This window comes from Alteromonas sp. 4NH20-0056 (genome assembly GCF_057539655.1).
Genome location: NZ_BAAJLS010000008.1, coordinates 133,044 through 149,883 on the forward strand (window position 1 = coordinate 133,044; position 16,840 = coordinate 149,883).

6 protein-coding genes are annotated in these 16,840 nt (G+C 44.8%); 1 reads left to right on the top strand and 5 read right to left on the bottom strand.

Features of this window, described 5'->3' with window-relative positions:
• The 3 genes from recD to recC are packed head-to-tail and all read right to left on the bottom strand — an operon-like array spanning nt 1 to nt 9,442.
• Nucleotides 1-2,010 (bottom strand): exodeoxyribonuclease V subunit alpha, encoded by a 2,010-nt coding sequence (gene recD, locus AC27EZ_RS14220; protein WP_487135948.1) that lies wholly within the window; start codon nt 2,008-2,010, stop codon nt 1-3.
• Nucleotides 2,007-5,924, bottom strand: a complete 3,918-nt coding sequence (gene recB, locus AC27EZ_RS14225) for an exodeoxyribonuclease V subunit beta (RefSeq protein WP_487135949.1) — start codon at nt 5,922-5,924, stop codon at nt 2,007-2,009. Before recB ends, recD begins: the two co-directional genes overlap by 4 nt.
• On the bottom strand, nt 5,921-9,442 hold the full coding sequence (recC, locus tag AC27EZ_RS14230; RefSeq protein ID WP_487135950.1) for an exodeoxyribonuclease V subunit gamma: 3,522 nt from the start codon (nt 9,440-9,442) through the stop codon (nt 5,921-5,923). The genes recB and recC overlap by 4 nt, the downstream gene beginning before the upstream one ends.
• Nucleotides 9,443-9,995: 553 nt before the next feature.
• On the opposite strand from recC, the gene AC27EZ_RS14235 reads away from it, so the two are divergent.
• Nucleotides 9,996-10,652: a dUTP diphosphatase gene (locus tag AC27EZ_RS14235; protein WP_487135977.1), complete on the top strand. Its 657-nt coding sequence runs from the start codon at nt 9,996-9,998 to the stop codon at nt 10,650-10,652.
• A gap of 70 nt (nt 10,653-10,722) precedes the next feature.
• Here the strand turns inward: AC27EZ_RS14235 and AC27EZ_RS14240 are convergent, their stop codons facing one another.
• Together AC27EZ_RS14240 and AC27EZ_RS14245 are read right to left on the bottom strand one after the other, a co-directional pair.
• The gene (locus tag AC27EZ_RS14240) at nt 10,723-12,402 is read right to left on the bottom strand and encodes an AMP-binding protein (RefSeq protein WP_487135951.1); all 1,680 of its coding nucleotides are present in this window, start codon (nt 12,400-12,402) and stop codon (nt 10,723-10,725) included.
• Nucleotides 12,403-12,625: 223 nt separating this feature from the next.
• A complete protein-coding gene (locus AC27EZ_RS14245) occupies nt 12,626-16,795 on the bottom strand; it encodes an EAL domain-containing protein (protein WP_487135952.1) in 4,170 nt (1,389 codons plus the stop codon).
• Nucleotides 16,796-16,840 lie beyond the last annotated feature (45 nt).

Here is a 16,840-nt window from a genome sequence, read left to right on the forward strand (position 1 = left end):
TTATTGGTCAACTGACAATGCATTTATTGCGTCAGAAAGCCCTGAATAACGCTTATCATTTTGATCTATCATCTCGCAAAATGTTGAGTCGTTAGCGATAATCAAGCACCCTTCTTTTGCTCGGGTTAACCCGGTATATACCAAGCCTCGGTGAAATAACCCTGCTGCTTTTTCACTTTCAGGTTTGGGTAGAAGTAAAATCACATGATTAAATTCTGACCCTTGAGATTTATGTATCGTCATCGCATAAACGGTCTCAAATTGAGGTACTCGTGACAGCGATATATGTCGTATCGCGCCGTCTTGCGTTTCGAACCATGCATACAGTTTGCCTGAATCGTCAGGCCATATAATGCCTACCTCACCGTTTGATAGGCGTTGAGGGTGATTGTTCTTTACAATCATAATAGGTTGGCCTTGGTAGAAGCTTCCTTCCCTTCGCGAGATTTTATGTTTGATAGCGTCAAATACCAACGTATTTAGCCCCTCAACTCCCATGCTCCCTCTTCGCACTGGCGTTAACCATCGCACTCGATTAAGTTGCGCAAGTGCCTGCTTTGCGTCTCGCGCCTCAAAGATGGGTAAAAAGCTTTCTTTTGCCAAACGCTGTAGCCTAGTAGGGCTGACCAATTGTTCATCCCATAAATACACGCCATCCTTTAGCGCATTGGCGTATTGTGCATTACTTTTTTCACTAGGGCTGCAACTATGTATCGCCGCTAACGCCTGCTGTGCGAGACCTTGCTGAATAGCAGTAGCAACCTCAGCAACTTGTCCTTTGAATCGTTGTGAAGCTTGCAACGTGTGTACCCACGTTTTGGCATTTTCATCCACGGGTAACAAGGGCAAGTGCGGACAAAGCGTGGCAATATGTTGACGCAGAAAAGTGGGGATGGCCCCCAACATTTTCTCGCTGGGGCCCTCTGGGCTATGTACGCTTTCAACCAACTGTTCCAATACATTACCCAGTTCGACCGCAGGAAGTTGATCGGCGTCACCAATAAAGTACAACGCCGCATGCGCAGGCAATGCACGCATAATACGCGTCATAAGGGCAAGGTCAACCATACTGGCCTCATCAACAATAAGTACATCTAACGCTAGAGGATTATGTGCGTTATACCTTGTGGCGATGGTATGCTCTCGTAAGCCAAGTAGTCGATGAAGCGTTACAGCCTGTGTGGGAACACGGTTTAACAGCGTGTCGTTTACTGCCCCTTTAAGGCCTTCGATACTCGCCACGATCGATTCTGTCATTCGCTGTTGCGCTTTCCCTGTAGGCGCCGCCAATACGATGTTTACACTGTCATCACTGGCTAAAAGCGCAAGTAACAAACGCAATACGGTATAGGTTTTCCCCGTCCCCGGACCACCGTTTATAACACTGAAATGCTGAACAAGGCTTTTGGCGACGGCGACTTGTTGCCAATCTTGATGTGGGCTTGCCTCTGTGGGAAACATAGCAGGCCATAACGCTTTAACATTGACAGAAGCCATGTCGCTTAATGGAGTAAAGCGAGTACGTTTATGAATTTGCTGCGCGACCTCTTGTTCAAATTCAAAATACCGACGACTGTATAGCCTTCCGGTATGGTACACAAAAAGTGGGCTAACATTGGCAGCTTCAAGTGCGTTTTTTATTGTGCCAATAACCACAGTAAGCGTTGGAAACGTATAGCCTTTCTTCACTACCACATTGCCGGTTGGGTTTTCATCACCTATGCGAGTGGCTGTCTCTTGTTCACTGGTCTCTTGTTCACCGTTGTTAACTTCATCACCGCTTGTTGGCTCATCAAAAACCGTCTTCCCCGCAATAGCGTTAACGGGTAAGCAGCTGTGCCCGTTTCGCTGCATAAAAGAAAGCGTCACCAGTAAATGTAACCAAACGCTATTTTGCTCTTCGCTCAACTCGGGCAGCGGTGTAAATTCAGCAGCAACAAATTTATCTATTGCTTCAATGCCCGCCAATTGTTCAAAACTGGAACTGAAGTTGGTTTTACGTTCGCTCATTCGTGGGTGCCTTGGGTATCATCAAAGGAAAACTGCTGCTGGCCACCGTTTTTACTTTCACTGTTTGTAACGCCGTTTTCACCGCTTTCAAACACCTTATCGAGCTGACTCAGCATATGCGCAGATATTGAGGTAAAAAACACCCCCTCACCCTGTTGGTTTTCTGGGTGCATGCCACGTAAATACAAATAGTAAACGCCACCAAAATGCGTATTAGGATGGTAATTGGGGATCGCATTTCTCAAATAGCGGTGTAGCGCTACACAATAAATAAGATACTGAAGGTCGTACATGTGCTCCTGATTATTTTCAAATAACGCAGCGGGTTGATAACTTGCAATATCATTCCCTAGCCATGTCGACTTGTAATCAGCAACGTAGTATTTGCCATTACATTCAAATATTAAATCGATAAACCCATGCATCATACCGGCTAAGTTGGGTGTCATAAGACTTGGAACCGTTAATGCAAGCGCACCCAAATGGGTCGCGACATGCGCCCTATGCTCAGCTAATACTCGACTCAACGAGGCCCATTTGCTGTTGTTCATCGGAAAATAAAATTCCGCTTCTCGTAATGTTTGTGTAAAACCTAAGTCACTTAGCGCTATATCGGCATGAGGAAATAGAGGCGTATGCAATACTTCATCTAACCACTCATAAAGCGGCGTTACATTTTTTGTGTCCAACCCAAAGCGATTGACTAACTCAGTGCCGTTTTCATCCCACGTAGGCGCACTAAAATCGTTAACCTCAAGTAAATCATGAAGCAAGTTACCTGCACTAGCGCCTTTGGTTAATGTAAATCTAATTTTATCTGGCGACTCCAGAGGACTTGCTTGGGCTTTCTTGTCGCTTTCTCCTGAATGATAAGGGTCTACCCTATTTTTAGACGTGTCTGTTTCTTCATCCCTTACCGTTTGTAAGACGGGTATTGTCTGCATATTTTGGGTAGGGATAGCAACATTACCGTAAGCGGTCAAACGGCTAATGGCAGAGAACGAAAACAGTCGCCAGTCTTCTCTGTCGGTACCGGTAAATACTAAAGTAGATAATTCAGTGGCATGGGAGTCTTGTACAACGCCGGTATAGATTTCCTCAATATCGTCCGCCCTGATATGACAGGTAAACGCATCTCGCTCATTATTAATAGTAGAAAGCGCCGTCATCCAATCAGTTGTTTCTTGTTCATTGCTGGTTGGCGAGCCTACCCCCAACGCTCTGGCTAACGGGCTTTTTTCGTTACCATCAAGAGGAATAATACCCATATAGCAACGGTGCGCAGCACGGGTAACGGCTACGTAGGCGAGGCGCATATCTTCTGCCTGGCCTTCAGCACGCACCCTCTCTATCGCCTGCTTTGTTTGGCCTAGCTGCAGCTGTAATGCTTGTTTATCTTCATCATAGAAGGTGAATATCTGCGCCATCGACTTACCGTTTTTCGCAGGGTCTTTATAGCCCGTTGCGTAAGGAACAAATACAATCGGGTACTCTAATCCTTTCGAACCGTGCTGAGTGATCAACCGAATAAGTTGGCTGTCGCTTTCGAGGCGCAGCGTCATTTCCTCGTCAGCATCAGGTTGGTGTATTTGTCTGTGCAGCCAGTCCAATAATTGCTCGGGGCGCTGATGAGTTGTGCTTGCCTTTTCCAGAACCTCAGCCAAATGTTGATAATTCGTCAACGCACGCTCTACATCATTACCATAAGGCTGGTAACTGGTTTGCATTAAGTGCAATAACACGCTCATACACCCTTTTTGTAACCACATATCACGCAAGGATAATACGTTTTCGTACGCGCCATCCCATAATGCATCATCCTCATGATACAACAGGTCGATGAGAGTTTGTGGGCTATACCCCCATAATGGCGAGGCTAGACTAGACGCTAATTTGCTGCTATCGCTCGCATGCCAAATGCCATTTAACAGCCGCAAAACATCTTTAGCCTCTGGCGTAATAAACAAATTGCTCCTGTCACTTAAATAAACACAAGCCAAGCCTTTCTGTTGAAGCACATATTTGATCACATTGGCTTCGGTTCGATCTTTTACCAAAATAGCGATATCAGCTGGTTTTACTGCCGTCGACCTTTTATCTGCATCGCAACCTTCAACAAACGTAGCCTCATTTAATAAGCGATATATCTCTTGCGCTATCCACTGTGCTATCCCCCGCCGCATCGTGTTGGTATCTTGCTTCTCTTCAAGGCTCATACTGATAAAATTCATTGCATTTCGATGATTATGGGGGTCATGCAATGGCGCTTTTGCTGCCGCAGCGTTGGCCGAAAATGCGACGGGGTTATAGCGGATATTAAACCCGAAAACGTCTGTTGAATGCCCATTTGCTAAGGGCGCCCCATAAAACAGGCGATTATATGCCGCTACCATACCCTCAACGGAGCGCCAGTTCGTATTCATAACCCAACGGTAATCAGCCTGTTGCCCTGCTTTTAAATACGTAAATATATCGCCACCACGAAAGCGGTATATTGCCTGTTTAGGATCACCAATCATCAGCAATGCGTTACTTATTTTTTGAGTAGTGCCTCCCTCACCTTTGCCAGATATCTGGCTGTGATCATCGAGGTTGTCACTCGTGATGCCCCTACGTTTGGGGTAAACGGCATCTAAAATTGCGTACTGTTTTGCATCTGTATCTTGAAATTCGTCAATAAGCGCGACAGGAAACTTTTTTCGTAGTTCAGGCACAAGTGTATTGTTGGGCTTCACTACTTCATCGGCCAGCATGTGTATCAAATCATCGAAATCTATGACGCCCAACTGTTTTTTCTGTTTAGCGACACGCTGTTGAATAAAAGATATCGCTTGGTTCACTAACGTAAACACGGGGATTTGCGCTAGTGTGTTTTCCTTATCAACTACTGCGTTTTCTACCGCTTTTACAAAATCTTTAATCGGACTAAGTAACTCTTTTACCCCTGATTTATTACGAGCATAACGCCTGCCATCTAAAAAGGCCGTTGCTGCCGGCGGCGCAGCCGTATAATGCTCGGCTGCTAACCACGCTTTGAGCGCTTCTAATTCAGCGGGTCGCGTTTGTTTATGGACCGCCGTTTTCATGAGTTCTTTATCAAGAAGATCTGTACTGTCTTCAAGACTCGCTAAAAAATACCTAAACTGGCTCTGTGCCGTATCAGGGTTATTGTTCATAGCGTCGTTAAACGACGCTTCAATCGTATCTTTATCGAGTAAAATCGGCGTCAACGGGCTTTTGATGCTGCCATAAAACGTGTTAAGCAAGCGCTCTGGCACATGCCAGCCTGACTGCGCTAATAACAGAAAATCATCTTCGTTATGGCTTATCTTTCTAATCCAATCTTCTGCAGCTTGAAGGTATAACTCGCTGGTATCTTTACTTAAGTTTAGCGACATCGCAAAGCCGCTATTGAAGGCCAATTGACCGATAACATGCTGGCAAAAACCGTGAATAGTAAACACGGATGCTTCGTCGAGTTCCAGCTGTGCAGCCTTGAGCCTCGCTAAACTATCGTCTATGTCGCAACAGGCAATAAGGTGTGCGTAAACAGGGTCGATATTGTGTGGCACTTCACCATCATTCTCTTTCACTTGCTGCCATATTGCTGACGCGTCACGAAGCGTTTTTGCAATTCTACCTTTAATTTCTTCGGTGGCGGCCTTGGTGAAGGTCATGACCAATATTTCAGTCACCGTAAGGCGCTTTTCCAATAAAAACCGCAAATACAAACGCGTAATATTAAAGGTTTTGCCGGTGCCAGCGCTTGCCTCAATTAGGTGCCTACCATGCAGTGGCATTGCTGGTACATCTAAGGGGGTAGCACCATTAATGTTGCTTGTCAGCGGTACGGTGGAGCCATGGTTATTATTGCCAGAGATTCCGGTATTAGTGTGTGTGTTCTCCTGGCTCATAACTTTTCCTCAACGGCTGCGTTTATCACCATAGCAAATAGTATAAAGCCTTCATTATGGGGCAAGTCACGCCAACTAATGCCTTGCGGGAATAGCCACTTGATATAGGGGTTATTGGCTATATCAGAAGTAAAAGGCCCCGCGGATTGAAGCCAATTTTTTAGAAACCGTTCCGCATCGAAATCATCAAAAAGCGAGGTCACGTTGTTAATGAGACTAGCCGTACTTTCTGACACATCATTATTAACCGTGTCCGGTTGAGTCAACAACGCCTCGACAATGTCAATAAAGTGCTCAGGCTTGATTTTTTTAACCAGCGCGGCGCTTTGCGAATTACGCTTACCCGGTACAAGCTCATCAAACGCACTGCGGTAAAGCGGCGTAGGCGCCGTATAAATAGCGATATATAAACGTTCAATGAATAGTAATAGCTGTTGTGCGAAATCTTTCTCAAATGCCATAAAGCGGCGTTTGACCAAGTTGGTTTCACCTTTCTCCCAATCGCAATAAAATGCGTCTAACGGATAACCACTGTGCGATGTAGTCGTTTCACTGCTACAAAATACAAGTTGAGAGATAAAATAACACAGTGCCCGGGTATCATTTATTTTACCTGCACATAGCAGCATCAGGCTGTCTGCGCCCTCAAACGCACTGGCCGTGAACGTGATATGTTGACCCGTAAAACTTGCACTTTTGGCCTCGGCATCGTGAGGGCCCATTGCCTGTGTTAATGCCGTCGCCCCGTCTCTCCACATTTCAAGCTCTTCTTGCGCTACTGGATTAGCAGGAATATCGCCACGCATTGCAGCAAACTCAATGACTTGCTCACTGTAGCTGTCGTTGGCGGCGCTATGCCCATTGCCGTGAGGAGATGCAAAAATAGCATCTAAAACGTGGTAACGTACTAACGCATTGGTCTCAAATGGTTCACTGTTTTCAAGCAAGGTAAACGATTGCTGTAGGTTCACGCCAAGACGCTGAATCGAAAAGTAGGCAAGTGGATCTTTAAACGCGCTAGCGACTTGCATAGCCGATAGGCGCTCATCTAGTGCCTCATGGTCGTCCTTCAGCGACAGTAATGGTGGCCCAGTATTGTCACTCTCATTACATGATTTATCGGTAGTATCACCAGCCTGTTCATTGCATTGTGATTGCCTTGCTTGCCTTAACGCATCTGCAAGCCGTAGCCAACCCGTTTCATAACTTGGTAACTCACCAGTAAACGCGCTTTCGCTAAACGGGTGCAAAGGTGCATGCTTTACATAACGTGCTACATCAACCGTGTAGCCCTCTTGCAGCATGTCGAGAAACTCAGCTAACACTAGACTAGGCTGGCGCTCACTGTTGTTTTTAACGTCGTTTCCTTGATAACTTAGGTACAGGCCATCTCTGCATGAAATAATCGCTTCCAAAAATAGATAGCGGTCCTCTAAACGTCTTGAACGATCGCCAACGCGCCGTGCTGGCCCTGCCATTAAATCTAACCCTAGCGGAGTAGATTTACGTGGGAACTCACTGTCATTGAGGCCCAAAATACACACTTTTTTAAATGGAATGCTTCGCATTGGCAGCATAGAGCATACGGTGACCTGCCCGGTCATAAAGTGGTTGCCCGCATCGGGCGATGAAAAGCGATTAAGAAGTAAATCTCGTACCTGTCGAAGACTCAGCGTGTGTTCGTACTCTGCCTCTTCGCAGCGAGCCGCTAAATCAGCGGCGACTTTGGCAATCAGATCCCAACTCTGTTCTTGATCATTGAGCGGCATAAAGCACGCATCACGCAGTTCAATTAAGTCTTTTGCCCACACAGCAGGCGTGCGAGGTGTCGTTAATTCATTCGCAAATTGTCCAAGTAATGCAATAACCTGCACTAATTTTCCAAGCGTTAGTGCACTTTGCCCCTCAACATCGGGGATCGTCAGCAAATCGCTGATGACCATTTCTGTGTCTGGCGCTAGCATGCCCATAAGCATACGACGTATGCCCCACCACCAACTGTACGTGTCTTGGTCGGTTACCCCTTCTGACACTGCTGATTTATGGTCGCTGTTTAACCCCCAATGGATATGAGCCTGTTTAAGCCACACGGCCATTTGGTCAATATCATCTTGTGAGACCGAGAAGCGTTTCTGAACAGCATCAAGCTGCAAGTAATCCATTATATCGGATACACCAAAGCGGCTATCAGGGAGTTGTAAAAGGGCCATGTAAGCTGCAATTAAAGGCTCTGCATCCATTGGACTTCTATCTGCAATAGAGCACGGTAGCCGTGTTAACCCGTTTCCATACAGCGCCTTAGTGCCTACACGATGAAAAACTGCATCAACAAAAGGAGCGTAATTTTCAATGGCCGGGCACATCACTACAATGTCTGACGGTGTTCGGGTGCTATCTTGTGACAACCAATGCAGAAGATGATCGTGCAAAACCTGCACTTCTCGTAGCGCTGAATGCGTGCACATTACCGTAATGCTGTCGTCGTCGGCGCGTATGTCTGTGTCAGCAAGGGGCAATGCTGGAGCAGCATGCAATATGTCGTCGTGAATACGCGCCAATAACCCAGGGGTATCCCGCCCACTCGCTGCGTCATTCATAGAGGGGGCATCGAAAGCACTTATTTCAAAAGTCTCTAACTCAGTAAGTAAATTAAACAGCTCTCTACCCTGCTTACCTAGGTTACCCAGAAGCGGGTTACTCTGCTCATGTTCCATCCACTTCTCAAGCCCTTCCATTCGAAGTTGCTTTGCAAGTTCACTGTCGCTTTTAGCATCACCCCAGTAATTTACGCTTGGGTTGAGATGAAAAATATGAATATCGATGTGCTCTGCTAACGCATTGAAAAATGCGATTAACTGCGGCGCCATGGTATTAATTGCAAATACAATAATTCGAGTGGGTAAATGTGCGGGAATCTGCCCGTCCTGAAGGGCCTCAAGTGCCATGTGATGTAACCGCGCTGGATGAAGCGGCTGTGATGCAACAAGTATGCGCCATATTTCGCTTTGCCAAAGTTCCATATCGTCAAACACGACCCGCTCATTTCGCTCCCAAGCAAACAGCCAATCGGGGCGATATAGTAAGTATTGCTCGTAAACATCGGCCAACGCAGTTGCTAGCTGCAAACGCTGCACACCTTGTTCCTGCTGTGCGCCTGCACTCTCCCAATACTGTTTTACGTGGATAAAAGCCTCTTTTTCCATTAACGCTTCATCTTGTAAAATATTATCAATACGCCATGTAAGTACCTCACGACGGTAAGGCGATTGTTTCGGTACTGTGTCACTACCTAACACAGCGCGCGCAGTATTCCACATAAAGCGTACAGGTAATGGAAAATCGATATTCATCGACACCCCTTGCTCGTTTGCAAGTTGCATACTTACCCAGTGCTGCATTCCAGGGCTTTCAACCAAAATAGTTTCAGGTGTAAACACAGCGGTAGGCTGCTGTTTAACGAGCGTAGTTAACAGAAAACTAAGGTGTTCTAACTTGTTCGAGGGATAAAGCGCTAGCAATCGTAAAATCCTTTAAATGGCGAGCAGAATAGAGGTGGTCAATAAGAGGCAACCTTCTCTTGTTCGTAAGGATTTAGTGTATCGTAATATGACGCTGTGTTAAGTCGTATTTATAATAAAATAGCGATGAACGACTGCTCAATACAAAATGGATAGAAAAGGTAATCAACGGATAAATGGGAAAAAAACCCATACAGACATCAGGACACGAAAAATCTGTATGGGTAAGGTTTATGAGCCACACCATAACAATATAAAAAGCGTTGCCTGACGGTTTTTATATTAACGCTATAGCATCACACAGTTAACGTTTTATATTTTGCATATTAAATGCCAAATTTTTTCGTATACGAAAAACTTATAAAGCCAATATATTCAACACCTTAAAAAAACAGCTCATCGTAACGACACATTATGTAGTTTACCTATGGTGCAATTGCACCACCACGCAGCAGCAGAAAAAGAAATGAATGGTTCACTGCACAACGCCAGTAAAGTACAATTTTACGCTAATAACTCTGTTTACCCATTTGGGGCTTTTGAAAGGTTTACTATGCTCACACAACAACAACTCGCTACCATGCTCTCTCTCCAGGATAAAATGAACACCAAAGTTAATCCTGCTTGGTTAACTGCAGGATATGGCTATCTGCGCGCGGCTATGGTGGAGTCGGTTGAAGCAATTGAGCACCACGGTTGGAAATGGTGGAAAGCACAAGAAAAAGACCTTCCACAACTTCAGATGGAATTGGTAGACATTTGGCACTTTGCGCTTTCTGCTTGCATTATTGATTTTAACGGCGATATTTCGGCAACCGCTTCACAAATTGCCTCAGAACTGGCGAGCGGAGAACAACATGTAACGTTCGACGGCGTTAACTACGCGTTTGCTAACCAATCTTTATTGGATAATCTTGAATTAATGACGGGGCTTTGCGCCGCAAAGCGCTTTAGTGTGCCATTATTTATGAAAATTGTAGAGCAGTGTGACATGCACGCGGATGAACTTTACCGTCAATATGTAGGTAAGAACGTGCTGAACTTTTTTCGACAAGACAACGGTTATAAAACGGGAACCTACATAAAAGTGTGGAGCGGCAGAGAAGATAACGAACACCTTGTAGAGGTGATGGACGCACTAGATTTAAACGACGCGAATTTTAGTGACAATGTGTACGATGGGTTAAATGCGCGCTACCCTTCAGCATAAAAACATTATTGATTTTGATATAAAAAAACCAGACGTACGTCTGGTTTTTTTATTGCATCAAAGTGGATGGTTAAGCATCAACCCATACAACTTTGTCGCTATAAGTCCCCTGGATCACATCAATAAATCGCTCTTCTAGGATATGACGTTTTACTTTGAGTGTAGGCGTTAACAAGTCATTTTCTATGCTCCACTCGTTCTTCATCACGACCACACGATCCATCACTTGGTGGCTTTCTAAGTTGGCATTAATGGCTTCAAAAGTGCGCTTTAAACTGGCCTCAATCGCGGCTTTATCTTTTTTCTGTGCATCTTCGCTCAGTACTAATAATGCAACCGGCTGAGGTAAGTTGTTACCCGTTACACACACTTGCTCAACAATAGGGTTCTCCATGAACTTCGCCTCGATTGGCGCAGGCGCAACGTATTTACCTTTGGCTGTTTTAAAAATATCTTTAAGACGGCCAGTAATTTTGACGTACCCATCACTGTCGATAACCCCTTTATCCCCTGTTTTAAGGTAGCCATCTTCAGTAAACACCTCTGCCGTTTTTTCAGGCTCTAGGTAGTATTCAAGCATATTGCACGGTGCGCTTACTTGAATTTCACCTTCTTCTGAGATTCGAATGTCGACACCATCATAGGGTTTACCAATACACCCTATTTTGTCGTGACGGAAAGGAACACTTCCCGTACCGTAGGCACTGTTTTCTGTCATACCCCAACCTTCTGAGATATTGACACCCACTTTAGCGAACCATTCTATAACAGCTGGCGCCAATGGCGCTGAACCACTTGCCCATAGTCTCGCATTATTTATGCCCAGACCATTTCGAATTTTCTTGGCAACAAGCTTATTGATGATTGGGATTTTAAGCAGCGTATCTAATTTTTTCTGTGGCATTTTCGCCAACACGCCCATTTGGAATTTAGTCCATAAACGCGGTACCGAAATAAACAACGTTGGTTGGCAATTCACTACATCACGTTGGAACGAATTCAACGCTTCAACAAAATGAATTCTACACCCACTGTAATAGCTCGCTAACTCAACCAATACTCGCTCGGTAATATGAGCCAACGGTAGATAGCTTAAAATACGATCGTGAGTGTCTACCCCAAGCTGGTCTAGTGAGCGTTGTCCCGCCCAGCAAATTGAGTGGTAACTGTGCACGACCCCTTTTGGTTGCCCGGTGCTCCCTGAGGTGTAAATGATGGTCATAATTTTATCCATCTCATGCACAGGTGAGCCGTCTATGGGGTCACAATCAATGAAGGTATCCCATTGCTGTGTTGTTTTGATACCCGGGTAAGGAAACGCCACCGTCTCGTAATTGGCGGGAATTGACGCTACTTGCTCTTCGGTATTGTCCAACTTCCCAACGAATAAAAGTTTAACGTCAGCGTGTTGCAATACATACTGAACGGTATCTGCGCCTGCGGTGGAAAAAATAGGCACAGAAACATGCCCAGCCATCATTATGCCAAGGTCCGTAATAAACCACTCTGCACAATTTTTTGAAAAGATACCAATGCGACTGCCTTCAGGCAGATTACGCTCTTCAAGGCGTTTCGCCACGCGTCTGGCAAGATTAGCGACTTGCTTCCAGGTGTAGTCATGAAACTCACCTTTTATCGGCTGCGTTAGAAAAACGTCGTCACCACGGCTTTGCTCCCAATGGTACAACATACTTAAAGGCGATTTTATTACTTCGGTGCTGTTTGCGTTTGCTGTCATGTCTAGCGGCATAGGTCACTCATATGTTGTTATAATGTAGCTTATTTTTACAATGTTTTCACAGTGACATAATAAGCATTATTTTCAACACAATAACAAGCTTTTTAAACAGACGTTTACTTTAGATGCGATGAACGGCGCAGCCTGCGGGGTTAAATTTATAATTTTTATAGATTAAAGTTATCATTCATTATGGTTCAAAGAACGTACATTTTCTTTATAAAACTATGATTGCCTACCATTTTTTAAGCAATAAAGGTAATACATTTTTACTCGTAACAGGTCGAGAGTAAAAATATCCTTGATGATACTCGCATCCTCTACTTAACAAGCTTGTGGCCTGTTCTTGCGTTTCCACCCCTTCCGCAACACTTTGCATTTTTAAACTTGTTGCTAATGTAATTGTAGTACTCACCAAGGCTTCATTCGCGTTCCCAGGTGCCATATCGTGTACAAAGCTTTTATCAATTTTAAGCACTGAAAGTGGATAACGCTTTAAATAACTCATTGACGAATAGCCGGTACCGAAGTCGTCTAACGCAAGAATAAATCCAGCGTCTACAAAACGGTTAATTTGCCGAAGCGCGTTGTCACTATCGTCCATCAATACGCCTTCTGTTATCTCAAAACGAAAGGCTTCTTTTGGTAAGTTGAATTCATTTAAAAGTGCTAGCACGCCTTCAAGGTCAAACTCGGTTTTAAAGTGTAATGCCGATAGATTGATAGATACAAACCCCGTAAATCCTTGTTCGTACCAAACTGATAGATCTTCCGCTGCTCGCCGCATAGCCAAGCGAGTTACATCAATAATGTGACGGAGCTGCTCGAGAACGGGAATGAACGCATCAGGATAAAGAGGCTTACCGTCCAATTTCCCCCGAAGAAGCAATTCCACGCCTACCGTTTTACCCATTGATGCATTCACTATTGGCTGGTAATGATTAAAAAAACACGATTCTAAATAGGCGCGTTTAACAACATTCTCTATGTTAAGTTGCTGTCTCGCTCGCTCGTTCATGTCTTGCGTGAAAAACGCAAACCCATTGAGGGTATCTTTCTTGGCTGTGTACATTGCTACGTCAGCTTGCTTTATCAACTCTGCAGGCTCAGCGGCATCATCAGGGTAGTAGGCAACACCGATACTGCACGACACCCTAAGTACTTCATCGGCAAGCGCTATGGGGGTTTCTACTGACTCTATAAGGCGCCCAACAAATGAGGTAAGCGATTCCGGATTTTCTACATCTTCAATAACAATGACGAATTCATCGCCACCCAAACGCGCCACGGTACCCGCGTCTGCTACAAGGTTCCTCATACGGTTAGCGACAACGCGAAGCAACTTGTCTCCGTAATCATGACCTAACGAATCGTTTATCCCTTTAAACCGGTCCAAATCGATAAACATCACAGCAACCTTGTTGTGGTGCTGTCGGGCATGGCCAATGGCATGCTCTAGTCTATCAAGTAACAAACTTCGATTAACCAAGCCGGTTAAGCTATCGTAGTTAGCTATCTTTAATAGTTTCTTCTCAGCATTTTTTTGCTCTGTTATATCTGAAATAACAATAAGGTAATGCTCTACCCCACCGGCGCCATCGCTGGCCGCCGTTACGTCGATTAATACGTCGTAATTGTTGCCGTCACGCCCCTCAACGACGGCCTCATCTTTCCAAAACTCTCCAGGCTTTAATTCTTTCAACTTGCCCGACAACTGGCGATTTAAAAAGGGATAGCGCATGTAAAGGCGACTCAACTGTTTTGACAACCGCTCTTTTTGATTAAATCCAAATACTTTTTCAAAAGCAGGATTAGCGGCAACAGGTTCTTGCTTGCTATCAAATATAATGACCCAATCGCGTGTTTGTTTAAATGCATCACTAAATAATGCGACTTCTCGCTGCGCACTTTGTAGGCGAAGTAATTGACGCTGTCTAGAGAGGAAAAATGCAAGCAGCGCAGAGGCAATAAGCAAGATATATATGCCGTAAGCCAATGGAGACCGCCAAGGAGCATATGGCATATCGACTGTGAGTGATGCCGGTAAAATTGCATTTTCAAAACTGCCAGGCGTCGGCCCCACTGAAAATTCATACGTACCGGGGCTCAAACTGGCAATCGTTAGTTTATTATCAGTGGTGACTCCCTCACTCACAATATCGCTATCACGGGTGAGTGTGTAATGGTATTTGACATTGCCAACACTGTTCATTGCAAGGGCAGAAAAATACACCGTTAGGCCGTAGTCATCATGATTTAAGTAAACGGTTTTTCCATTCAGATTCGTTAATGGTTGTGGCAGTAATCGACTATCTACTGACACCTCAGTAATGGCTGTTTGGTTTACATCTGACGCTTCTGTTCGAAATGATTTCGCCAACGTCACTGGGTCAAAAATAACGACCCCGGTCGTGGCTCCATATGCGAAAGATCCATCATGCAGTTTTAATGCTGCATCTTGATTAAACTCTGAGACCGATAATTCACGCCCATAAATAAAGTTTTTTACTTGCCCCGAGAGCGGAGAATAACGATGAAGACCATTGTGAGAGCTAAACCAGATATCCCCGTTTCCATCTTTTTCTAGCCCGTACACAATGTTGCTCATGAGTAGATTAGAGTCATTAAGGTTATACAGCGGTTCAAAGGTATCGGCATCAACACCTATCAATCCGTAACCGCTATAGGCTAGCCAGAGCACCCCAAGATCGTCAATGACCCAAGAACCTATTGAGCGATCGGTACTTCGTTGCGACTCTGAAAATCGATAGACCAATTCGTGGTCAAACGTATTCAGGTCGACTAGCCACAGGCCGCCTCCCATAGCTAAAAACATCCGATTATCGTGGTAAGGTGATTCTCCCAAAAAGCCAATTGAAAAGCCTACATCGAATATTTCTTTATCAAGCGCTAACGTCTCTATCGTTTGCGTCGCCACGCGGTATCGATAAAACTCATTGCCGATAAAATACAGGTCACCTTCTTTATCGCCAACAATACTAGAGCTCCATACATCGAAAATATCTTTTTGCGTGGCATCTACAAGGAGAGGAATTGATAAGGTTTCGTCTTCGGGATCGAATAATCTGATCCCCATATAGGTCTGCAAAAACAGTTTGCCTTCGGGTGCTGGAACAACACGCTGAATGAGCGCTTCACCTTCGGTAATATCACTGCTTTCTTTGGTGAGGTATTGGTCGGTTTTGTCAGTGGTGAAATTGTATCGATTAAGCCCGTTCTCAGTACCTATCCATAACGTATCGGGTTCAGTCTGCGCAAGCGCCCACACCACGCCATCGCTCAACGCGCGTTCTTCGTTATACCGACTATTTTGAATAGAAAAAATATCGGCACTTTTTACACCAAAATGCAACGCTCCACCGTAAACAGAGCTTAGCCACAAGTTGCCAGCGTTATCGACCTGCAACGCCTTAATTCTTTTGTCTGATAATTCGGTACGACCGTTGTGTGGCTCTAAAATGTGTTCAAAAATCCACGTCTCATCTTTTTTTTGCAGTAAGGCGAGGCCGCGGTTCGTGCCCAGCCAAAAACTATCTTCACCTGCGTCCCTCATCGTCCATACGTTTTTACCGGAAATAACCCTTTCAAAAGACGGTTGAGCTTCGTCATGAATATGCGCTAAAAAGTGCGCTTTGGACGTTTTAAATACCCCATTTACGGTTGCTATCCACAACCTGTCCTTTTTATCTAAAGTAAGAAATTTGGCGTTATTATTGTCATCGTCTTTGGGCACGCCGGCCAAGTAATCTAAACGTTTTAACTCACGCTTTTGTGATGTTGTGTCTACCGTAAAAACACCGTCCGTCGTGGCCATAATTAAAATATCATCAACTATCATCGCGAAGCGGATCAAATGTGTTTGTTCGATAAGCTCTTCGCTAAGTGCAGCTAATTCCGTTGTTTTTTTCGTTTCGGTGTCATAGAGCAACACCACTTCAGGAAGGGCGATAACTAACTCATGCTCACTCTGCCAAAAGAAACTTTCCGCGTTTTGAGACCAGTCGCTATAGTTTGAGAAAGGCATATCAATAGCAAGTTTGACGTCCTGTGTTGCAAGATCTAACCGATAGATACCATTTGAGTACGTGCTTATCCAAACGGCGTCGTTACCCTCAAGGGTAATTTTATAAATAGCGGTGTCAAAAAAAATATTGTCCGGCCCGCTAATTTGCTTTGCTCTTACACCATCCCATCTTGCCAGCCCCCCTTCCGTTGCAATCCAAATAAATCCATCATTTGCAATACAAATGTCATTAACGATATCTTGGGGTAGACCATTCTTAGTTGAAAGCGATTGAAAGACAGGGTTAGTAAGGCGAGGAGACGCATTGCTTGAGAAGCAAACCAGAAGAAGCATCCAAAGTAGGATGAGGGAAAGGCGCATAACAGCTCGACGAAATTATTATTATGTGTGAATTGTATCAGAACG

Coding starts and splice junctions, on each gene's coding strand:
- recB (WP_487135949.1), bottom strand. CDS start 5,924: ATGAGCCAGGAGAACACACACACTAATACCGGAATCTCTGGCAATAAT.
- AC27EZ_RS14240 (WP_487135951.1), bottom strand. CDS start 12,402: ATGCCGCTAGACATGACAGCAAACGCAAACAGCACCGAAGTAATAAAA.
- AC27EZ_RS14245 (WP_487135952.1), bottom strand. CDS start 16,795: ATGCGCCTTTCCCTCATCCTACTTTGGATGCTTCTTCTGGTTTGCTTC.
- AC27EZ_RS14235 (WP_487135977.1), top strand. CDS start 9,996: ATGCTCACACAACAACAACTCGCTACCATGCTCTCTCTCCAGGATAAA.
- recD (WP_487135948.1), bottom strand. CDS start 2,010: ATGAGCGAACGTAAAACCAACTTCAGTTCCAGTTTTGAACAATTGGCG.